The organism is Streptomyces sp. NPDC111520, from assembly GCF_055635295.1.
The window spans coordinates 399490-420549 of sequence record NZ_JBVKBW010000008.1 but is presented as its reverse complement, the minus strand read 5'-3'; the positions used below and the strand labels follow the sequence as shown (position 1 = coordinate 420549).

18 protein-coding genes are annotated in these 21060 nt (G+C 73.4%); 13 read left to right on the top strand and 5 right to left on the bottom strand.

From position 1 onward, the window contains the following. Nucleotides 1–44 precede the first annotated feature (44 nt). Nucleotides 45–545, top strand: coding sequence for a LysM peptidoglycan-binding domain-containing protein (locus tag ACZ7MY_RS21825; protein ID WP_499603817.1), 501 nt, complete (start codon nt 45–47; stop codon nt 543–545). A 384-nt stretch (nt 546–929) separates the two neighbouring features. Then, entirely contained in the window at nt 930–2270 is a 1341-nt protein-coding gene (locus tag ACZ7MY_RS21820; RefSeq protein ID WP_499603816.1) for a glycosyltransferase family 4 protein, read from the top strand. 90 nt (nt 2271–2360) lie between these two features. Here ACZ7MY_RS21820 and ctaD read toward each other — a convergent pair whose 3' ends face one another. After that, complete coding sequence (ctaD, locus tag ACZ7MY_RS21815) at nt 2361–4067, bottom strand: aa3-type cytochrome oxidase subunit I (RefSeq protein ID WP_499603814.1); 1707 nt, start codon at nt 4065–4067, stop codon at nt 2361–2363. Nucleotides 4068–4385: 318 nt separating this feature from the next. Between ctaD and ACZ7MY_RS21810 the strand changes: the two genes are divergently transcribed. From ACZ7MY_RS21810 to ACZ7MY_RS21800, 3 genes are all read left to right on the top strand, one after another. Beyond that, on the top strand, nt 4386–5309 hold the full coding sequence (locus tag ACZ7MY_RS21810) for a bifunctional DNA primase/polymerase (protein ID WP_499603812.1): 924 nt from the start codon (nt 4386–4388) through the stop codon (nt 5307–5309). 4 nt (nt 5310–5313) lie between these two features. Beyond that, nucleotides 5314–5703 (top strand): DUF779 domain-containing protein, encoded by a 390-nt coding sequence (locus ACZ7MY_RS21805; protein WP_499603810.1) that lies wholly within the window; start codon nt 5314–5316, stop codon nt 5701–5703. A gap of 218 nt (nt 5704–5921) precedes the next feature. Then, the gene (locus ACZ7MY_RS21800) at nt 5922–6137 is read left to right on the top strand and encodes an I78 family peptidase inhibitor (protein WP_499603809.1); all 216 of its coding nucleotides are present in this window, start codon (nt 5922–5924) and stop codon (nt 6135–6137) included. A 120-nt stretch (nt 6138–6257) separates the two neighbouring features. Here the strand turns inward: ACZ7MY_RS21800 and ACZ7MY_RS21795 are convergent, their stop codons facing one another. Then, nucleotides 6258–7262, bottom strand: coding sequence for a phosphatase PAP2 family protein (locus tag ACZ7MY_RS21795; RefSeq protein ID WP_499603807.1), 1005 nt, complete (start codon nt 7260–7262; stop codon nt 6258–6260). 656 nt (nt 7263–7918) lie between these two features. On the opposite strand from ACZ7MY_RS21795, the gene ACZ7MY_RS21790 reads away from it, so the two are divergent. Together ACZ7MY_RS21790 and ACZ7MY_RS21785 are read left to right on the top strand one after the other, a co-directional pair. Further along, on the top strand, nt 7919–9547 hold the full coding sequence (locus tag ACZ7MY_RS21790) for an MFS transporter (RefSeq protein ID WP_499603805.1): 1629 nt from the start codon (nt 7919–7921) through the stop codon (nt 9545–9547). 82 nt (nt 9548–9629) lie between these two features. Next, nucleotides 9630–10814 carry an acyl-CoA dehydrogenase family protein gene (locus ACZ7MY_RS21785; protein WP_499603803.1) on the top strand — a complete coding sequence of 395 codons (1185 nt, stop codon included), beginning with the start codon at nt 9630–9632 and terminating at the stop codon, nt 10812–10814. 48 nt (nt 10815–10862) lie between these two features. Here ACZ7MY_RS21785 and ACZ7MY_RS21780 read toward each other — a convergent pair whose 3' ends face one another. Continuing rightward, the gene (locus ACZ7MY_RS21780) at nt 10863–11312 is read right to left on the bottom strand and encodes a cell division protein SepF (protein WP_499603801.1); all 450 of its coding nucleotides are present in this window, start codon (nt 11310–11312) and stop codon (nt 10863–10865) included. Nucleotides 11313–11605: 293 nt separating this feature from the next. Here ACZ7MY_RS21780 and ACZ7MY_RS21775 point away from each other — a divergent pair, with 293 nt between their 5' ends. From ACZ7MY_RS21775 to ACZ7MY_RS21765, 3 genes are all read left to right on the top strand, one after another. Beyond that, nucleotides 11606–12748 (top strand): DUF5685 family protein, encoded by a 1143-nt coding sequence (locus ACZ7MY_RS21775; RefSeq protein WP_499603798.1) that lies wholly within the window; start codon nt 11606–11608, stop codon nt 12746–12748. A gap of 790 nt (nt 12749–13538) precedes the next feature. Continuing rightward, a complete protein-coding gene (locus ACZ7MY_RS21770; protein ID WP_499603796.1) occupies nt 13539–14600 on the top strand; it encodes a S1 family peptidase in 1062 nt (353 codons plus the stop codon). Between the two features lie 149 nt (nt 14601–14749). Beyond that, the gene (locus ACZ7MY_RS21765; protein ID WP_499603794.1) at nt 14750–15661 is read left to right on the top strand and encodes a S1 family peptidase; all 912 of its coding nucleotides are present in this window, start codon (nt 14750–14752) and stop codon (nt 15659–15661) included. A gap of 34 nt (nt 15662–15695) precedes the next feature. Here ACZ7MY_RS21765 and ACZ7MY_RS21760 read toward each other — a convergent pair whose 3' ends face one another. After that, entirely contained in the window at nt 15696–16817 is a 1122-nt protein-coding gene (locus tag ACZ7MY_RS21760) for a winged helix DNA-binding domain-containing protein (RefSeq protein WP_499603792.1), read from the bottom strand. Between the two features lie 62 nt (nt 16818–16879). Here ACZ7MY_RS21760 and ACZ7MY_RS21755 point away from each other — a divergent pair, with 62 nt between their 5' ends. Then, nucleotides 16880–17845 (top strand): helix-turn-helix transcriptional regulator, encoded by a 966-nt coding sequence (locus tag ACZ7MY_RS21755; RefSeq protein WP_499603789.1) that lies wholly within the window; start codon nt 16880–16882, stop codon nt 17843–17845. 124 nt (nt 17846–17969) lie between these two features. Beyond that, entirely contained in the window at nt 17970–18932 is a 963-nt protein-coding gene (locus ACZ7MY_RS21750) for a slipin family protein (RefSeq protein WP_499603786.1), read from the top strand. On the opposite strand, the gene ACZ7MY_RS21745 is transcribed toward ACZ7MY_RS21750, so the two are convergent. Continuing rightward, nucleotides 18925–19767 carry a GNAT family N-acetyltransferase gene (locus ACZ7MY_RS21745; protein ID WP_499603784.1) on the bottom strand — a complete coding sequence of 281 codons (843 nt, stop codon included), beginning with the start codon at nt 19765–19767 and terminating at the stop codon, nt 18925–18927. The genes ACZ7MY_RS21750 and ACZ7MY_RS21745 overlap by 8 nt on opposite strands. A 148-nt stretch (nt 19768–19915) precedes the next feature. Between ACZ7MY_RS21745 and ACZ7MY_RS21740 the strand changes: the two genes are divergently transcribed. After that, nucleotides 19916–21031: a S1 family peptidase gene (locus ACZ7MY_RS21740; RefSeq protein WP_499603782.1), complete on the top strand. Its 1116-nt coding sequence runs from the start codon at nt 19916–19918 to the stop codon at nt 21029–21031. The last annotated feature ends 29 nt before the right edge of the window (nt 21032–21060 follow it).

Here is a 21060-nt window from a genome sequence, read left to right as displayed (position 1 = left end):
CGGCGGGCGACGACGCCCGCCGCGCCGTGCCTAGCCTGGCCCGCATGTTCCGTCCCCGCCGTGCCGCGGTGACCGCGCTCGCCCTGCTCGCCACCTCGGCGGCCCTCGCCACCGGCGTCGCGCGGGCCGACGGGCACGCCCCCGTCTGGGTGGAGCTCGCGAACTGCGAGAGCAGCAACCGTTGGAAGACCAACACCGGCAACGGCTTCTACGGCGGGCTGCAGATCTTCCAGCCCACCTGGGCCGAGCACGGTGGCCTCGACCTGGCGTCCCGGCCCGACCGCGCCACGCCCGACCAGCAGGTGACCGTCGCCGAGGAGATCCTCCGCGACCAGGGCTGGGAGGCCTGGCCGACCTGTGCGCAGCGCCTGCGGCTGGCCGGCCGTGCGCACGCCGTCCAGTCCGGCGAGACCCTGGACAGCGTGGCCCGGCGCTTCGACGTCAGCGGTGGCGCGGCCGAGCTGTACCGGCTCAACCAGGACGTCGTCGGCTCCGATCCGGCCCGCCCGCTCACCCCCGGGACGCTGCTGCGCCTGCCGAGGTGAGACCGGCGGGCACGCCGTGAGCGGCCCGCCGCCCGTCCCGGTCCGCCGCCCCGCGCCCGCGTCGGGGTCCGCTGCCGCCTCCGTCACCCGGTGGGCCCTGGGCGCGTAGCCCGGTGGGGTGACACCGTGGACGGAGGGCTCGGGGGTTCGGGCCATCCGGGGAACGCAGTGTGGGGCGCGATCGCGCCTCCGCGCCGCGACGGGGCTCCGTGCCTGATGGCACGCGATCCGGGGAGGATGCCCCGGGACCTCTCGCGAACGTCACGGCGGGGATACAACGAGGAAACGGGAAGGTGAACGGGGGCAACCTGTGGGTCCTGGGAGCGGTCTTGCCAGCACCAGGACGGACACCGGTCCGTGGGAAGCAGGAGAACGCAGAGACGCATGCGCATTTCCATACTGATCCAAAACGCGTACGGAGTCGGTGGCACCATCCGCACGACGTACAACCTGGCGGGAGCCCTGGCCGAGCGGCACGAGGTCGAGATCGTCTCCGTCTTCCGCCACCGTGACGAACCCACCTTCGCCCTCGACCCGCGCGTCAGCCTGCGCCACCTGGTGGACCTGCGCCCGCACAGCGACGCCTGCGACCTGGCGGACCCGCTGTACAGGCAGCCCTCGGCGGTCTTCCCCAAGGGCGAGAACCGCTACGCGCAGTACAGCGTGCTCAGCGACCGGCGGATCGAGGCCCACCTGTCGTCCCTCGACGCCGACGTCGTCATCGGCACGCGCCCCGGGCTGAACGTCCACATCGCCCTGCAGGCCCCCCGCCACATGGTCCGGATCGCGCAGGAGCACCTGACGCTGGAGACCCACTCCGTACCGCTCATCCTCACGCTGCGCCGGTTGTACCCCCGGCTGGACGCCGTCACCACGACCACCGAGGCCGACGCCGACGCCTACCGGCGCAGGCTGCGGCTGCCCGGGGTGCGGGTGGTCACCGTGCCGAACAGCGTGCCCGACCCGGGCGTGGCCCCCAGCACCCTGGACGCCAAGTACGTCGTCGCGGCCGGCCGGCTGGCCCCGGTGAAACGATACGGAGACCTCATCCGGGCCTTCGTCAAGGTCGCGGCGGAACGGCCGGACTGGGGCCTGCGGCTGTACGGCTCGGGTGCGCAGCAGGAGAAGCTGGAGCGGCTCATCGCGCGCCTGGACATCGGGGACCGCGTGACCATGATGGGCACCGCCTCGCCGATCGAGCCGGAGATGGCCAAGGGGTCGATGCTCGCGGTCTCCTCCAGCATGGAGTCGTTCGGCATGACCATCGTCGAGGCGATGCGCGTCGGTCTGCCGGTGGTGAGCACCGACTGCCCGCTCGGTCCCGGCGAGATCATCAGCGACGGGGTGGACGGCCTGCTGGTGCCCCCGCGGGACGTGGACGCGCTGGCCGCGGCGATGCTCCGGCTGATCAACGACGACGAGCTGCGCCACCGCATGGGCCAGGCGGCCCTGGAGAAGGGCGCCAGGTACGACCCCGCGGAGATCGCCGGCGACTTCGAACGGCTGCTGGAGGAACTCCTCGCCCGGCGGGGCGGCGCCGTGGGCCGGCTGCGCGCGGCCGGCCGCCACGTCGGCGGCCTGGGCGTGGGCGCCGCCTACTCGGGCAAGGACCTCGCCCGCGCGGCCAAGCGGCGGGCCCGCAGGCTCCGCAAGAAGCTGCGGAAGAAGCTCCGCGGGAGCGGGCACAAGGCCGGGTCCCCGGCGCGGGGCCGGTCCGCGGGATAGCGGGAGAGCGGGATGGCGGGGTCCGGGCCGCGGGTCAGCGCGGGCCGGGCCGGGCGGGGGCGGTACGGCGTCGTGGCGCCCCCGCCCCGCTCAGTCGTGCTCCCCGGCCCCGGGGTCGACGGCGTCGCGGCGGCCGGTGGACCGTGCCTGGTCGAGGGCGGCGACCTCCGGATGGTGCAGGTCGAAGGCGGGGGACTCGGAGCGGATCCGCGGCAGCGTCGCGAAGTTGTGCCGCGGCGGCGGACACGAGGTCGCCCATTCCAGTGAACGGCCGAAGCCCCAGGGGTCGTCGACCTCGACCCGCCGGCCGTACCGGGCGGTGCGCCACACGTTGTAGAGGAACGGCAGGGTGGACAGGCCCAGCAGGAACGCCCCGATCGTCGAGATCGTGTTGAGCACCGTGAAGCCGTCCGCCGCCAGGTAGTCGGCGTACCGCCGGGGCATGCCCGCCACGCCCAGCCAGTGCTGGACGAGGAAGGTGGTGTGGAAGCCGACGAAGAGCGTCCAGAAGTGGATCTTCCCCAGCCGCTCGTCGAGCATCTTCCCGGTGAACTTCGGCCACCAGAAGTGGAAGCCGGCGAACATCGCGAACACCACCGTCCCGAAGACCACGTAGTGGAAGTGGGCCACCACGAAGTACGAGTCGCTGACCTGGAAGTCCAGCGGGGGTGAGGCGAGGATCACCCCGGTGAGGCCGCCGAACAGGAAGCTCACCAGGAAGCCGACGGACCACAGCATCGGGGTCTCGAAGGACAGCGAGCCGTGCAGCATCGTGCCGATCCAGTTGAAGAACTTCACCCCGGTCGGCACCGCGATGAGGAACGACAGCAGCGAGAAGAACGGCAGCAGGACGGCGCCGGTGACGAACATGTGGTGCGCCCACACCACCATCGACAGGCCGGTGATGGCCATCGTCGCGCCGATCAGCGTCGTGTAGCCGAAGACCGGCTTGCGGGAGAACACCGGGATGACCTCGGTGACGATGCCGAAGAACGGCAGCGCGATGATGTACACCTCGGGATGGCCGAAGAACCAGAACAGGTGCTGCCACAGCAGCGCCCCGCCGTTCCCCGGCTCGAAGACGACCGAGCCGAAGCGCCGGTCCGCCTCCAGCACCAGCAGCGTCGCCGCCAGCACCGGGAAGGCCATCAGCACCAGCACCGAGGTGAAGAGCACGTTCCAGGTGAAGATCGGCATCCGGAACATGGTCATGCCGGGGGCGCGCATCCCCAGGATCGTCGTGACGAAGTTGACCGCGCCGAGGATGGTGCCGAAGCCCGACAGCGCCAGTCCCATGATCCACATGTCGGCGCCGATCCCCGGCGAACGGGTCAGGCTGTTCAGCGGCGCGTAGGCGAACCAGCCGAAGGAGGCGCCGCCGGTCGGCGTCAGGAAACTGCCCAGCACGATCAGGCCGCCGAAGAGGAAGAGCCAGTACGACAGCATGTTCAACCGAGGGAAGGCGACGTCCGGCGAACCGATCTGCAAGGGCATGATCTCGTTGGCGAACCCGGCGAAGGTCGGGGTGGCGAAGAGCAGCAGCATGATCGTGCCGTGGACGGTGAACAACTGGTTGTAGCGGTCGTTCGTCATCAGCTGCAGACCGGGGCGGGCGAGCTCGGCGCGCATCAGCAGGGCCATGAACCCGGCGGCGAGGAAGAAGCCGAAGGACGTGATCAGGTAGAGGTGGCCGATCTTCTTGTGGTCGGTGGTGGTCAGCCAGTCCACCATCAGCCGCCCGGGCCGCCGGGGCGCCTTCGGCCGTCCGGTCGTGGTCCGTGCTGCGTACGTCCCCATCGGCGCGTTCCCTCGCGGTAGGAGATCCTGCCGGTACCCGCGGTCCTGCGTACTCGATCCTCCGTACAGTCTCGGGCAGACGGCCCGTCAGGCGACGGACCGGGACGGGACGGCCGTGCCGCGTCGTCGACGGGTGTCGGTCCGGAGCGTCACCATGGGGGTGACCGGCCCGGCGGGAACGGGTGCGTGAGGGTTCGTCAGGCACCCGGTGCCGGGCGGGCCGGCGGCTCGTAGGGGCTGTTCGGCGCGCCATTGAGTGGGCGGTCGAACGAAAGTACGATAAAGAGGCCATGCCGTAGCGCATCGAGGGGGCACCCCGTGACGCATCCGGACCACGACCGCGCGCTGGAGTGCGCGCTCGCCGCCGCCCGGCGCGGCTTCCCGGTCATCCCGCTGTCGCGGACCAAGCTCCCGGCGGTCCGTTCACCGCACCGGGGGGAGACCGGCCGCGGGATGTGCCGCGGCCAGTGCGGACGGCTCGGCCACGGTGTGCACGACGCCGCCACCGAGCCCGCCCGGATAGCCGAGCTGTTCGCCGCCGCCCCCTGGGCCTGCGGGTACGGGATCGCCTGCGGGCGCGCGCCGCACTACCTGATCGGCCTCGACCTGGACCGCAAGGACGGCGTCGACGGCGTGACCGACCTGGTGGACCTGGCCGCCCGGTGGGGCTTCGCCGTGCCGTGGACGCGCACGGTGATCACCCCGAGCGGCGGCCGGCACCTGTGGCTGCGCGGGCCGGCCGAGGTGATCGTGCCCAACTCCGTGCGCCGGCTCGGCAACGGGATCGACGTGCGCGGCAGCGGCGGCTACCTCGTGGGGCCCGGCTCGGTCACCACGGCCGGCTTCTACCGCTGGGACCCGCCGACGGCCTCGATGCCGCCGGCCGCCGTGCCCAGGAGGCTGCTGCGGCTGCTGCTGGCGACCCCGCAGCGCCGGGCCGTGCGGGCCGCGGCGGGCGGTGCGGGTGCGGGCGGCGGTGGTGGGGGCGGCGGGGGCGGAGGCACGGCCGAGCCGCTGATCCGCTTCGTCCTCGGCTCGCCGGTGGGGGAGCGCAACGAGCGGCTCTTCTGGGCCGCCTGCCGGGCGTTCGAGAACGGGCACGGCGACCGGGTCGCCGCGGAGATGGTCGGAGCGGCCGTCAGCACCGGTCTGCCGGAACGCGAGGCGGAGTCGACCGTGGGCTCCGCCCGCCGGCATGTCCTGCGGGGGTCTGGCGGGCGGCGCCCGGCGGGAGCACTCTGACCCCATGACCTCAACCGCACCGAGGGCCCGCCGGGTCGACGTCACCGAGGAGGCCGCGGGGCTGCTGCGGCTGCTCGCCGACCAGCACGGCCCGTTGATGTTCCACCAGTCCGGCGGCTGCTGCGACGGCAGTTCGCCCATGTGCTACCTGCTGGGGGAGTTCCTCACCGGGGACTCCGATGTGCACCTCGGCGACCTCGACGTCCCGGGCGTCGACCCGGTGCCCGTGTGGATGTCGCGCGACCAGTTCGCCTACTGGAGCCACACGCATCTGACGATCGACGTGGTGCCGGGGCGCGGCAGCGGCTTCTCGCTCGAAGCACCCACGGGCAACCGGTTTCTGATTCGGTCCCGGCTGCTGACGGACGACGAGCTGTCGTCGCTGGGGATGTGATGTGAGGGAAGTGTGTGGACCGTTTCCCGGAATTCCGCCGGGACCGGTCCGGCCGGTTTTCGGCGGTCCGGACCGCGAATTCGGCGGCCGATTGGAAAAGTCGCCCCCAAAGAGTGAACGGTGCACGCCAAACGCTGCCCGGGATTCTGTGACAGAAGTGTGACGATCAAGTCGGCCGCGCCTTCCGTCACGGGTCGTGTGCGCCTACGGTTGCTCACATGGCAACCGATCCGACCGCCCCACGGCAACCGCAGGACGAACCGGAGACCTACGTCGGCCTCCCCGCCGACGAGGCCGAGCGCCGGGCCACCGAGCGCGGCTGGAGCGCGGTGCGCGCTCTGCCGCCGGGCGCCGTCATCACCATGGAGTACCGGGTGGGCCGGCTCAACTTCACCGTCGAGGGCGGCCGGGTGACCCGCTGCTGGAGCGGCTGAGGTCCCCCGTACCGCCCCGCACCACGGCGAAGGCCCCGGGCGCCCCTGTGAGGGGCGGCCGGGGCCTTCGTACGGGCGGCGCGGGCGGGGCTGAGGCGTGCGTACCGGCCCCGCGGGCGGTCAGCCGGTGGCGTTGCGGCCGCGGGCCACGCCGGCCTGGCCGACGGGCGCCGGGCGGCCCGGCCGGTCCGCGGGCGGGCGGCGGCTGCCGGCCGGGGTGACCGGGGTGCGCTCGTGCCGGTTGGTGTGCGGGCGGGCCGGGTGGTGCGCCACCCCCGGGGTGGGCGCCGTCGCGCGGCCGCTGAGAACGACGGGCTCGAGTAGGCCGTCCGGGTTGTCGGCGAGCTGCGCGGAGGCCATCGACGCGTTCGCGACGGGGGCCGCGGCCGGAGCCGGCGCGGTGCGGCGGCGGCGCGCCCAGGCGGCGGTCATCCGCTGCTCGGCGGAGGCCATCAGGGGCTCGAACCAGGGCAGTGCCAGCAGGATCAGCAGGCCGGCCGCCCAGCCGAGCAGGACGTCGCTGACCCAGTGGGTGCCGAGGTAGATGGTGGTCATGCCGACGCCCAGCGCCAGCAGCGCCGCGATCACGGAGGTGACCCGGCGGACCCACGGGGTGGTGGCCAGATAGGCCAGGACCCCCCAGGTCACCACCGCGTTCGCGGTGTGACCGGAGGGAAATATATCGCCGCCGGCGAAGAGTTCGGCCGATCCGGCGCTGGTCGCGTAGTGCGGGCCGAGCCTGCCGAGGCCGTACTTCACCGAACCCACGGTGACGTTCAGCAGCAGCAGCGACGTGCCCAGCACGAGCAGCGGGTGCAGGGTGCGCTGGCGCCAGGCGCGCCAGCCCAGCCAGGAGGCCACGATCACGGCCGTCGGGCCGCGCTGGCCCAGGACCACGAAGTAGTCCAGGAAGGCGTGGATCTGCGGCCATTGCTTGTACGGCCGCCACATCATGACCTGCCAGTCCAGGGTCACGAGCTTTGACGTGGTCAGGACGCCTACGACGATGGCCACGTAGGCCACGAGCGTCGAGCCGAACAGCAGTACGCGTGTCCGGCTCATACCCGGGGGCGCCTGGGCCGTCTCGGGCTCCTCCATGAGGCGAAGCTTGTCATCGGTACGCACTCAATCGACGTTACAGCGTGTGATGGCGGAGTTCGGCCGGAGGGACGGGTTCGTAATGACGATGTGATGTGGACTCCGTCTCACTCCACCCATTGGCCGTAGTGCTGACGTGCGCATTGAGCCGAATGCGGGAACTCCTTGATTTTATGTTTCGAAGTGCTTCCGGAGGGTCTTGTGAAATAGTGCGTTCGATTTTCTTATGCCTTGTTTATCTTTGATTGGCCGTCACTTCTCCTGGAGTTCGCCCGGCCTTGGCCCGGGCCGCCCCCGTGTCGTCCGGACCGGCCGCCGCGGGCCGGAGGCGGGTCGGCGATCCGGGCGTATTCCCCGGCGGCGGGTGCGTGAACGCATGTGAAGGGCGTGCGCGTTGGCTCGCGCGCCCCCGGACCGTCGTGCGTGCGACGGGAACCGACGGGTACACGAGACCGCGTGGACCCCCGGCGGACGGCCCGCCGGCACCGGAAACGTCCGGCAGGTCGCCGGCGGATGACCGTCACGTGACGACGGCCACGGGGCAACGTGACCTGCGCCACCCACCATCGGCGCGGACTCGCGTAGTCTGACGACTTCACTCGCCCTCGTCACTGGGTTCCCCCGGGACCGTCCCCCTCGTCCTGCCCAGGGACACCGCGAGAGCACCGCTGGGAGGTACGTACATGACAGGGACGTCCTCGGCCGGCATTCCCGCGCGGGCCGCCGTCCCACGGCACGATCGACCGGTCAACCGCTGGACCGTGCTGATCGTCCTCTGCGTCAGCCTGCTGCTCGTCGCCCTCGACGCGACCGTGCTGCACGTCGCCGTTCCCGCGGTGAGCGAGGACCTGCGCCCCGGCGCGATCGAGCTGCTGTGGATCGTCGACGCCTATCCGCTGGTCGCCGCGTCCTTGCTGATCCTCTTCGGCACCCTCGGGGACCGGGTCGGGAGACGCCGGATCCTGCTGCTCGGCTACACGATCTTCGCGGCCGCCTCGGCGGTGGCCGCCTTCGCGCCCGACCCGCACGTGCTGATCGCGGCCCGCGCCCTGCTCGGCGTCGGCGGCGCGATGATCATGCCGGCGACGCTGTCGATCCTCCGGCAGGTCTTCCCCGACCGCCGTGAGCGGGCCGTCGCCATCGGCGTGTGGAGCGCCGTCGCGGCCGTCGGCGCCGCCGTCGGGCCGGTCCTCGGCGGTTTCCTCGTCGAGCACTTCTGGTGGGGCTCGGTCTTCCTGATCAACATCCCGCTGATGGCCGTCATCCTTCCGGTGGCCCGCTGGCTGCTGCCGGAGTCCCGCGGCGAGCTGGACGGGCCCTGGGACGTCCTGGGCGCGGTGATGGCCGCGCTGGGCATCCTCGGCGCCATCCTCGGGGTCAAGCGGATCGGTGGCGGCGCGGTCCCGTACGGGCCCTCCGTGCTGGTCCCGCTGCTCGTGGGCCTGGGCCTGCTGGTGCTGTTCGTGCGCCGGCAGCGGGGGCGCGAGCATCCGCTCATCGACATACGCATGTTCACCAGGCCCGCCTTCGGCACCTCCGTGGGCTGCATCGTGCTGGCGCTGCTCGCCCTCGTCGGCCTGGAACTGATCGCCGTCCAGTACCTGCAGCTGGTCCTCGGCCTGAGCCCCCTGCAGACCGGGCTGCGGCTGCTGCCGCTCACCCTCGCCGCCATGGGCGCCGGCCTGCTCGGCTCCCGGATGCTCGGCGGCCTCGGGCCGCGTGTCATGGTCAGCTCCGGCTTCGTCCTCACCGCGTGCGCGGTGCTCGTGCTCACCCTGATGGGCCAGCACGACCGGCCGGGAGTGCTGGCCACGGGCTTCGTCCTGCTCGGCTTCGGGCTGGAGACCACGCTCTTCGGCGCGTACGAGTCCATGCTCAGCGACGCCCCCGCCGAGCAGGCGGGCGGCGCCGCCGCGATCGGCGAGACGTCCTACCAGATGGGCGCCGGCCTCGGCATCGCCCTGCTGGGCAGCGTCATGAACGCCGCCTACGCCCCCGGCGTCGCCCGGGTCCCCGGCGTGCCCGCCGAGGCCGGCGCCTCGGCCGGGAAGTCGCTCGGCGAGGCCTACGAGGTCTCCGACCACCTCGGCGGCTCCGCCGGGGCCTCCCTGCGGCACGCCGCACGGCACGCCTTCGTCCACGGGATGCACCTCACCCTCGTGGTCAGCGCCGGGCTGCTGCTGCTCGGCGCGGTCGCCGCGCTGCGGCTGCCCCGCCGGATGGAGTGCGGAACGGCGGCCCAGCGGGCCGCCACCCCCGGCATCCCCTCCCCGCGCGAGCACGCCCTGGCCGGGGCCGAGGTGTCGCGCTGAGCACACCGCCGGGGGCTTTACCCGCCCCCGCCGCGGAAGTAGCTTCGTCGGCGAAGCGCAGTGATCACCGGAGAGGACGACGATGTCCGCTGGAAGGCCGCAGTTCGACCCGTACGACCCGCTCGGCATCGACGACCTGCTGGACGACGAGGACCGCGCCGTACGGGACACCGTCCGGGTCTGGGCCGCCGACCGCGTGCTGCCGCACGTGGCCGAGTGGTACGAGCGCGGCGAGCTGCCCGGGATCCGCGAGCTGGCCCGGGAACTCGGCTCGATCGGCGCGCTGGGCATGTCGCTCACCGGCTACGGCTGCGCGGGTGCCACCGCCGTCCAGTACGGCCTGGCCTGCCTGGAGCTGGAGGCGGCCGACTCCGGCATCCGCTCGCTCGTCTCCGTCCAGGGCTCGCTGGCGATGTACGCGATCCACCGCTACGGCTCCGAGGAGCAGAAGCAGCGGTGGCTGCCGCGGATGGCGGCCGGCGAGGTCATCGGCTGCTTCGGGCTCACCGAGCCCGACCACGGCTCCGACCCGGCGGGCATGCGCACCCACGCCAAGCGGGACGGCTCCGACTGGATCCTGAACGGCCGCAAGATGTGGATCACCAACGGCTCGGTCGCCGGCGTCGCCGTGGTGTGGGCCCGGACCGACGAGGGCATCCGCGGCTTCGCCGTGCCCACCGACGCCCCCGGGTTCTCCGCCCCCGAGATCAAGCACAAGTGGTCGCTGCGCGCCTCCGTCACCAGCGAGCTGGTCATGGACGACGTCCGCCTGCCCGCCGACGCGGTCCTGCCCGGGGTCACCGGCCTGCGCGGCCCGCTCAGCTGCCTGAACCACGCCCGCTACGGCATCGTCTGGGGCGCCATGGGCGCCGCGCGCAGCAGCTTCGAGGCCGCCCTGGAGTACTCCCGCACCCGTGAGCAGTTCGGCCGGCCCATCGGCGGCTTCCAGCTGACCCAGGCCAAGCTCGCCGACATGGCGCTCGAACTGCACAAGGGCGTCCTCCTCGCGCACCACCTCGGGCGGCGCATGGACGCGGGCACGCTCCGTCCCGAACAGGTCAGCTTCGGCAAGCTCAACAACGTGCGCGAGGCGATCGAGATCTGCCGCACGGCCCGGACCGTGCTGGGCGCGAACGGGATCTCGCTGGAGTACCCCGTCATGCGGCACGCGACCAACCTGGAGTCCGTGCTGACCTACGAGGGCACCGTCGAGATGCACCAGCTCGTGCTCGGCAAGGCGCTCACCGGGATCGACGCCTTCCGGTAGCCGCGAGGACGGCGCCGGGTCCCGGGACCCGGCGCCGTCCCCCCGCGGTCAGTTCTGGTTGAAGAAGCCGTCGCCCCCGCGCTTGCTGTCGGCGTTGACGACCAGGTAGTCGGGCGGGGTCAGCAGGAAGACGCGGTTCGCCACGCGGTCGATGGAACCGCGCAGGCCGAAGGTGAGCCCGGCCGCGAAGTCGACGACGCGCTTGGCGTCGGCGGGGTCCATGGCCGTCAGGTTGACGATGACCGGGACGCCGTCCCGGAACAGCTCGCCGATGCCGCGGGCGTCCCGGAAGCCGTCCGGGGTGACCGTCGCGATCCGGCGTCCCTGCTCCTCGGCCGAGTCGGACGCCACGCGCACGCGGGGGTCGGTGACCCAGGAGTCGGGGGAGGACGTCTCGGCGCCGTCGCCGTAATCGGCGTAGTCCTCGTCGTAGTACTCCTCGGCGCTGTTGTCGTCGACGAGTCCCAGCCAGGCGCTCGCCCGTCGTACCGATCCCATGGACGCCTCCTCTCGCACGCGGTTCAGTTTGCCGTCCGCACCCCTATGGTCGTCCATGATGCGGATGATGCGCCAAGCGGATACCCACCGTGGGGTGGATTCGTGACAGACCTGGTGCATAAATCGCACTAGTGGCCCCCAGTCGCCCCACGGAATACGGATCCTGACGGATCATCGGAAAGGGTCCCGCTCGGTAGAGTGATGCCGCACCGCCGGACAGCCGAACGGGTGGCGTACCGAACGACCAGCCGATGACGTGCTCCATTGCTGCGAATGATGTACGGGGGATTGCGATGTTCGGAATCGTCAGACCGTGCAGACACCGTCTGCCGGAGAAGCTGGCCATATCGTGGACGGCCCATCTGTGCGGCCTCTGCCTTGCCCTGAGGGACGATCACGGGCAACTGGCCAGGGTCGCCACGAATTACGACGGGCTCGTCATCTCGGTGCTGGTCGAGGCCCAGGCCGGGCGGGCGCGGGACGCCCGCCGCACCGCCGGGCCGTGCCCGCTGCGCGCGATGCGGACGGCGCCGGTCGCCCAGGGGGAGGGCGCACGGCTGGCGGCGACGGTCTCGCTGGTGCTGGCCTCCGCGAAGGTGCGCGACCACATGGCGGACGGCGACGGGCTGCTGGCGCGCCGTCCGGTCGCCGCGGCGGCGCGCACGGTGGTGCGGCGCTGGGACCGGGCGGGCGCCGTGACCGGTTCGGGGCTCGGGTTCGACACCGCGGTGCTGCTGGACGCCGTCGGCCGGCAGACGGCCGTCGAGGCGGCCGCCGGTCCCGGCACGTCCCTGCTGACCGTCACCGAGCCCACCGAGTCGGCCACCGCCGCCGCGTTCGGCCACACGGCGGTGCTCGCCGGGCGCCCGGCCAACCGCGCCCCGCTGGAGGAGGCGGGCCGCCTCTTCGGCCGCCTCGCCCACCTGCTGGACGCCGTGGAGGACCTGGAGGCCGACGCCGCGGCGGGCGCGTGGAACCCGCTGACCGCCACCGGCGCGAGCCTGGACGAGGCGCGCCGGCTGTGCGACGACGCCGTGCACGGGGTCCGGCTGGCGCTGCGGGACGTCGAGTTCGCCGACGGCGCGCTCGCCCACCTCCTGCTCGCCCATGAGCTGCGGCGCTCCGTGGACCGCGCGTTCGGCGCCTCGTGTGCCCACCAACCGGGCCCGGGCGGGCCCGGGCAGCCGGTGCAGTCGCCCTGGCTGACCCCCGGCCCCCCGCACCAGCAGGGCCCTCGCCGCGGCCTGCTCGCCGGGTGCGCGGTGTTCGCGGGGCTCTGCTGCACCTGCCAGATCTGCTGCCGGGACCACTACGAAGACCCCTGGAGCGGCAAGCGGCGCGAGGGCTGGTGCTCCAACTGCGACTGCTCCTCCTGCGACTGCGGCTGCGGTGACGGCTGTTGCTGTGACTGCGACTGCTGCGGCTGCGACTGCTGAGGGGGCGTGCGGCCCGTTCCCGGCGAGGTCGGGGGCGAGGGTGACGGCGGGCGCGGGCGCGATGTCCTGCGCCCTGGCGCCCGTGGGTGCGCGCGGTGGTCCTCGGGCGGTTGTCGTCAGGTGGGTGAGGTGCCCGGGGCCCTTCAACGGGCCCCGCGCGGCGGGGGATCGTGCGGCCGCGGTGCTCGGGCAGGCCGCGCGGGCGGCCGCATCTTCGGCGCAGGCCGCACTCGCACTCCCGCGGGCGCGCGGCCATGAGCCGGAGCCAGGCTGAGGCGGCGTGAAGGGCAGGCGCGTCGTGCGGCGCTGCGGAGGGGTGTTCCCCCGTGACCGGTGGGCCCCGGTCGGGGGCTGCGTGGCGTAGGGACGCACGTGCCCGTGAGGCCGTTCGGCGCCGCTCTGGGCGGTCGTCATGTGGGCCCCGGACACGGATCGCGTGGCCGCGCAGCGCGGTGGCGTGCGGCGACCTGGCGGCGTCAGGCCTGGTGCGGGCCGTCCGTTCGCGCCAAACCGGGGGCGGGGCGCGGGGGCGGCCGAAAGGTGGCGGGGGCGGCGGGCTCACCAGCCGATACACCGTCACAGCGGTGAGCGCGGGGGCGCCGCCGCGGCGTTCCGGGGGTGTGCCGCGGCCGAAACCTGCCCTTGTGCGCTTGTGCGTGACTCTGAATACTCCCGTGTGCGCAGCACTTGTCAGGGGCACGCCACCCCCACAGTACGGCGGCGCCCTGGCTGCGCCTCACCGGCCCGCGCTACGCGGGTCAACTTCCGTTCCCCCACAGGAGGAAAAAGCGTGAGGATCAAGCGCACCACCCACACCCCCGTCCCGAGACGCGCTCGGCTGATCGCCGTGGCGTCCGGTCTGCTGGCGGCCACCGCGCTCACCCTGCCCGCCGCCCAGGCCGCCCCCGCGCCCAAGGCCTCCCCCGAGGCCGCGGCCGCGCTCACCACGTCCCTCGGCACCGCCTCCACCGCCGGTTCGTACTACGACGCCAAGGCCAAGGCCATGGTCGTCAACGTCACCAGCGACAAGGCGGCCCAGGCCGTCAGCGCGGCCGGCGCGGTCCCGAAGTTCGTGGCGCACAGCACCGCCCAGCTGGAGAAGGCCGGCAAGGCCACCCTCGCCGCGGACGTCGCGGGCACCTCGTGGGTCGTCGACCCGAAGTCCAACCGGCTGGAGGTCACCGCCGACAGCACGGTCTCCGGTGCCGAACTGGCCAAGCTGCAGGAGGCCACGGCCTCCTACGGCGACGCGGTCACCTTCCGCCGTACGGCCGGCACCTTCAAGCGGCTGATCGCCGGCGGCGACGCGATCTACGGCGGCGGCTACCGCTGCTCGCTCGGCTTCAACGTGCGCAGCGGCAGCACCAACTACTTCCTGACCGCCGGGCACTGCGGTGAGGTCGCGTCCACCTGGTACTCCAACTCCAGCCAGTCCACCGTGCTGGGCTCGAACGTCAGCTACAGCTTCCCGACCAACGACTACGCGCTGGTCCGGTACAGCAACACCTCCGTGACCAAGAGCGGCACGGCCGGCAACACCGACATCACCAGCGCCGGCAACGCCTTCGTGGGCCAGGCCGTCCTGCGTGACGGCTCCACCACCGGCATCCACAGCGGTTCGGTCACCGGCCTCAACGCCACCGTCAACTACGGCGGCGGCGACGTGGTCTACCAGATGATCCGCACCAACGTATGCGCCGAGGGCGGCGACTCCGGTGGCGCGCTGTACACCTCCGGCGGCATCGCGCTGGGTCTGACCTCCGGCGGCAGCGGCAACTGCAGCGTCGGCGGCACGACCTTCTTCCAGCCGGTGACGGAGGCGCTCAGCGTCTACGGCGTCAGCGTCTTCTGACCTTCCGGGAGGTCCACGCCCTCCCTTCCGTCACGGACGTGCCCGGCGGCCCCACGGCCGCCGGGCACGTCCCGTATGGCCCTCTTGTCCGCAGGGCTGATCGTCGCAATACTCCGCGAGGCACCGCATAACCTCGTAGGGGGGAACATATGAGGAACAAGCGCACCACTCCGCGCCGCGGCCTCGCCAGAGGCGCCGCACTGCCCGGAGCGGCGCTGCTCGGCCTGCTGGCCGCGACCGCGGTCGCCGTGCCGGACGCACGGGCCGCCACCTCCGCCACCGCCGCCCGCACCGCCTCGGCCGCGCAACTGGCCGCCGCGGGGCTGGCGGCCGAGTCGGCGGACGTCGCGGGCAGCGCCTGGGCGGTCGACCCGCGGAGCGGCGCGCTGGTCATCGCCACCGACGACACCGTCTCGCGCAGTGGGCTCAGCGCGCTGAGGCGGGCCGCCGGACGCCACGGCGGCGCGGTCCGCTTCGAGCGCGTCGGCGGCTCCTTCAAGCGGATGGTCGCCGGCGGCGACGCCGTCCACGGCGGCGGCTTCCGCTGCTCGGTCGGCTTCAACGTCCGCGCCGCGGGCACCTACTACTTCCTGACCGCGGGTCACTGCGGACGCGCCGCCACGACCTGGTACGCCGATCCCGGCCGGACCAGGACGCTGGGCACCACCACCGCCTTCAGCTTCCCGTACGACGACTACGCCCTGGTCCGCTACACCGGCTCCGTCGCCCGGCCCGGCAAGGCCGGCCGCCAGGACATCAAGAAGGCAGCGCGGGCCCGGGTCGGGGAGGCGGTGAAACGGGACGGCTCCACCACGGGCGTCCGCGGCGGCACCGTCACCGGGCTCGGCTACACCGTCAACTACGGCGACGGCGACATCGTCCGCGACCTCATCCGCACCGACCTCTGCGCCGAACCCGGGGACTCCGGCGGGCCGTTGTACGACGGGACCAAGGCACTGGGGCTGCTCTCCGGCGGCAGCGGCGACTGCACCGAGGGCGGCACCACCTTCTTCCAGCCGCTGCCCGAGGTCCTCACGGCGTACGGGGTCAGCGTGTACTGAGCCGGCCACGCCGCCGCCCGCGAACGCTCCGCGGTCACCCCGCGAAGCGCACCTCCCGGGCGGTGGCCTCCGGCACCGCGAACGCCAGCAGCCGCCCGCCCTCTGCCGCGACCGCCTCCCGGGCCCGGGCGCCGAGCGGCGCGTACGGCCGGACGTGGAGCACGGCCGCGTCGCGGGCGGCCTGGATCCGCCACAGCCCGTGGACGAAGCCGTCGTGCAGGAAGAAGCCGCGGCTGCTGCCGCTGCCGGGCAGCGGCAGGTCGGCGTCGGGGTAGCGCGGCATGATCCGTGCCCGGTCGGCGTGCGAGAGGGCGATGTTGTCGTACTGCGGCAGGAAGCGCGGCGGCGCCGGTGTCCCGGGGTCGGGGAAGGGCGCCCCCGGGACGTCGTACAACGTGGTGCCCTTCTCGTCGCGGTAGACCCGCAGCCGCGGGCGGAGCCGGTCGACGACCGCGCCGAGCCCGGTCAGCCCCGACCAGACGGCGACGTCCCGGGGCGAGGCGGGCCCGAAGGCGGCGAGGTAGCGCAGGACGGCCGCGTCGGGCGCGGCGCCGTCCGCGAGGTCGAAGTCCCGGCCCAGCCAGCGGTCGGCCGGGGTCTGCAGAGCCGCGCCCGAGGTACGCCACAGACCGCGCGGCGGCGGCTGCACCGTCGGAACGCGGACCGTGACGGCCAGGCTGAGCGGCAGCCGCTCCCGGTCCGGCCAGCGCTCGCGCAGGGCGTCCCCGAGCCGGCTCGCCGGCAGTGGGCCGGCCGCGAGCAGCGTCCGGCCCGCCGCGGCCACCTCCGCCAGGTCCAGCCCCGCCAGCTGCCGCCGGAACTGCCCGAGCAGGCGGCGTTCGATCACGTCCTGCACCACCGGGCGCAGCGCCATGCAGTCCCGCGCCGTCACCAGATGCACCGTCCACCGCAGCAGCGACATCCGCACCGCCCGCCGGTCCTCCAGCAGCGCGGACAGCTCGCGGGGCGCGAAGTCCTCGATCCGGGACCACAGCGCCACGTACGGGTCCTGCGGCTCCTGCGCCTGCAGCCCCACCAGCTGCTCGACCGTCTCCGCGACGCCGGTGCGCTCCCGGCCCAGCAGCGACTGCCGCGCGAGAAGGGAGCGGTTGAGCGTCCGGCGGTCGAGGACGGTGCCCTCGGGGATCGTCTCCATGGACGTGACGGTAGGGCGGAACGCGGTCAGGAACCGTCCGCGACGACTGCCAGACTGATGCCGTGCTGGAAACCTCCGCCCGTCTGCTGTGCCTGCTGTCCCTGCTCCAGTCCCGGCGCGACTGGCCGGGGCCCGAACTCGCCGAGCGTCTCGAGGTCACCGCCCGGACGGTGCGCCGCGACGTGGAGCGCCTGCGCGCCCTGGGCTACCCGGTGCACGCCACCCCCGGCACCGCCGGCGGCTACCGGCTGGGCGCGGGTGCCGCGCTGCCCCCGCTGCTGCTCGACGACGAGGAGGCGATCGCGGTCGCGCTGTGCCTGCGCACCGGCGCCGGCGGCACCGTCGAGGGCATCGAGGAGACCTCGCTGCGCGCCCTGGCCAAGCTGGAGCAGGTGCTGCCCGCCCGGCTGCGCCACCGGGCGCAGGCCATGGAGGCCGTCGCGGTCGCCCGGCCCGCCGTCCTGCGGAGCGCCGTCGCCCAGGACGTGCTGACCGCGATCGGCACCGCCTGCCGCGACCACGAACGGCTGCGCTTCGACTACCGGGCGCACGGCGGCACCGCCAGCCGCCGCACCGTCGAGCCGCACGGCCTGGTCCACCACGGCCGCCGCTGGTACCTGCTCGCCTGGGACACCGACCGGCAGGACTGGCGCACCTTCCGGGTGGACCGGATGGAACCCAAGTCCCCCACCGGCCCCCGCTTCGCGCCCCGGCGGCCCCCGGTGGACGCCGCGACGTACGTCGCCCGCGGCGTCACCTCGCGGGCCTACCGCCACCAGGCGGTCGTCGCCGTGCACGCCCCCGCCGAGGCGGTGGCGGAGTACGCCGGCTACGCGACCGTGGAGTCCACCGGGCCGGACAGCTGCGTGCTGCGCACCGGTTCCGACTCCCTGGACGCGCTCGCCGTCTACATCGGCATGATCGGCGTCGACTTCGAGGTGCGGGAGCCCCCTGAGCTGGTGGAACGGCTGAGGGTCGTCGCGGACCGGCTCGCCCGGGCGGCGGGCGAGCCGGGCGCGCCGCGGTAGGGCGCCGCCCGGGGCGCGACCGGCCGGCGACCGGGCACCGTAACGGGGCATCCCGGACCGTATCCGGCGGGTTACCCGCGAGGTACCGTGGAAGTACTGCGATTCCGGACCCCAGGGGGCCGTGATGGTCGTCGAGTTGATAGCCGCCGTGCTCTCGGCGGGAGCGCTGTACTTCCTTGCCGGGGCCCGTGTGGTGCAGCAGTTCGAGCGGGGTGTGGTGTTCCGGCTCGGCCGGGTCAGGGGCGGGGTGCGCACGCCCGGATTCACCATGATCGTGCCGGTCGTCGACCGGATGCGGAAGGTGAACCTGCAGATCGTGACGATGCCGGTGCCCGCCCAGGAGGGCATCACCCGCGACAACGTCACGGTCAGGGTGGACGCGGTGGTGTACTTCAAGGTCGTCAACGCCACCGACGCGATCATCAACGTCGAGGACTACCGGTTCGCCGTCTCGCAGATGGCGCAGACCTCGCTGCGGTCGATCATCGGCAAGAGCGACCTGGACGACCTGCTCTCCAACCGCGAGAAGCTCAACCAGGGGCTGGAGCTGATGATCGACAGCCCGGCGATCGGCTGGGGCGTGCAGATCGACCGCGTCGAGATCAAGGACGTCTCGCTGCCGGAGACGATGAAGCGCTCGATGGCCCGCCAGGCCGAGTCCGAGCGGGAGCGCCGGGCGCGGATCATCAACGCGGACGCCGAGTTCCAGGCCTCCAAGAAGCTCGCCGACGCCGCGGCGGTCATGAGCGACACCCCCGCCGCGCTCCAGCTGCGCCTGCTGCAGACGGTCGTCGCCGTCGCCGCGGAGAAGAACTCCACGCTCGTGCTGCCCTTCCCGGTGGAGCTGCTGCGCTTCCTCGAACGTGCCCAGCCGGGCCCGTACCCCGCGGTCGAAGCGCAGCCCGCGCCGGCACCCCGCGCGGCGGCCCCCCGCGGGCCCGCGTCACGGGCCGAAGCCGACCCACCGGAGTCCGGCGTGCCGCTGGAGGAGCCCGCCGAGGAGCTCCCCGCCGACCTGCGCGAGACGCTTTCGGCGGACCCGCTGCTGGACACCGTCCGGCCGCAGCGGCCCCCCGACGTCAGCTGACCCCGTCGCCCGCGGGCGGCACGTCCGGCCGCCACACGTACGGCACCGTCACCGCCACGGGCAGCAGCCCCAGCCGGGCCAGGATCGGGGCGCTGTCCGGGGAGGCGTCGACCTGCACGAAACGGTGGCCCGCCGCGACCGCCAGCCGGGCCCGGTGCGCCACCGTCGCCCGGTAGGCGCCCCGCCCCCGCCACTGCGGCAGCGTGGAGCCGCCCCACAGCGACACGAAGTCGGTGCCCTCGTGGAAGCGGGCCCAGCCGGCGCAGACCACCGTGCCGTCGGAGGTCTCGGCGACGACCACGGTGCAGGGGTCGCCGGGCCCCGACACCTCGCTCTCCAGCATCCCCGGCAGCCAGTCGTGGGGGACGCCCCAGACCGCCTCCTCCATCTCCCTGACGCGCTCGAAGTCCGCCCGTGACGTGACCTCCCGCAGCGCGAGACCCGCCGGCAGCACCGGCGCGGCCGTCAGCGCCGCCGCCTCGCCGACCAGCACCGTCTCCGGTTCCTCCGGCACGAAGCCGGCCGCGACCAGCCGGTCGGGCAGCCCCGGCGGCAGGTCGTGGGCGTGGTACTTCCACTCCACCGGCATGCCCAGCGCCGCGTAGTGGTCCCGCTGCCGGGCGATCAGGGCGTCCAGCCCGGGGCCGTCCAGTCCGCCGAGGTCGCGGTAGTCCAGGAACCCCGTCTCCCCGTGCTCGTAGGTCTTGCGCAGCAGCGGGCCGTCGCGTTCCACCGAGCGGAACCGCGAGAGGTCGGCGGGCACACGGGCGCGCAACTGCCGGTCGTAGGCGGCGCGGTACTCCAGCGCCACGGGGGAGGGGTCGAAAGTGCTCATCGGGCGGATTCCACCACAACCGCGACCGCGGACGCGAGCGGATCGGCGGTGGTGAACGCAACGGGGCGGGCCTGCGTATGGGGGACGGAACGACGCTTCCCCCTGCGCCCGACGATCCGGCCTGTATCCCCCCACAGGAGGTCACGAGTTGAAGCACAAACAGATAGCCAAGAGGAAGATCGTGTTCGTCACGGCCGGTGCCGCCGCCATCGCGGCAGCGGCCGTACTGCTGCCCAACGCCAACGCCTCGCAGTCCCCGTCGCAGGACCGTGAGGCCGCCGCGCCGAAGAAGTTCAGTGCCGCGTCCGCCGCGGAACTCGCCTCCCGGCTGGGCGCGGAGTTCGGCCCGTCCGTCGCCGGGGCGTACTACGACAAGGCGAGCGGGCGGCTCGTCGTGAACGTGGTCGCCGGGGACAACGGCGACGTGATCGCACAGGCACAGCGGGCCGGCGCCGAGACCCGGACGGTCGAGAACAGCGCCGCCGAACTGACCTCCGCCGCGCGGACCTTGAAGCAGCGCGCCACGATCCCCGGCACCGCCTGGGCCGTCGACCCCCGGACCAACCGGATCCTGGTCACCGCGGACCGCACCGTCACCGGCGGCAAGTGGGACACCCTGGAGTCCACCGTGCGGTCCCTGGGCGGCGGCACGGCCCGGATCCGGAAGTCCGCGGGCGAGTTCAGGCCCCTGTTGGCCGGCGGGGACGCCGTCTTCGCCGACGGGGCGCGCTGTTCGCTGGGCTTCAACGTCGTCAAGGACGGCGCTCCGGCCTTCCTCACCGCGGGCCACTGCGGGGTCGCCTTCCCGAACTGGTCGGACAGCCAGGGCGGGGCACCCGTCGCGACCGTGCGGCAGGCGGTCTTCCCGGGCGAGGGCGACTTCGCCCTCGTGACGTACGACGACCCGGGCACCCAGGCGCCCAGCCAGGTGAACCTCGGCAACGGCCGGGCCCTGGCGGTGGGCGGGGCCGCGGAGGCGGCCGTGGGCCAGGAGGTGTTCCGGATGGGCAGCACCACGGGGCTGCACGGGGGCACGGTCCTCGGGCTCGACGCTACGGTCAACTACCCGGAGGGCACCGTCACCGGGCTGATCCAGACCGACGTCTGCGCGGAGCCGGGCGACAGCGGTGGCGCGCTGTTCACCCGTGACGGCAGCGCGATCGGCCTCACCTCCGGCGGCAGTGGGGACTGCCAGGCGGGCGGGGAGACCTTCTTCCAGCCGGTGACCACGGCGCTGGCCGCGGTCGGGGCGCAACTCGGCTGACGCCCACGTGTTCCGGCGGGCCCCGGGCT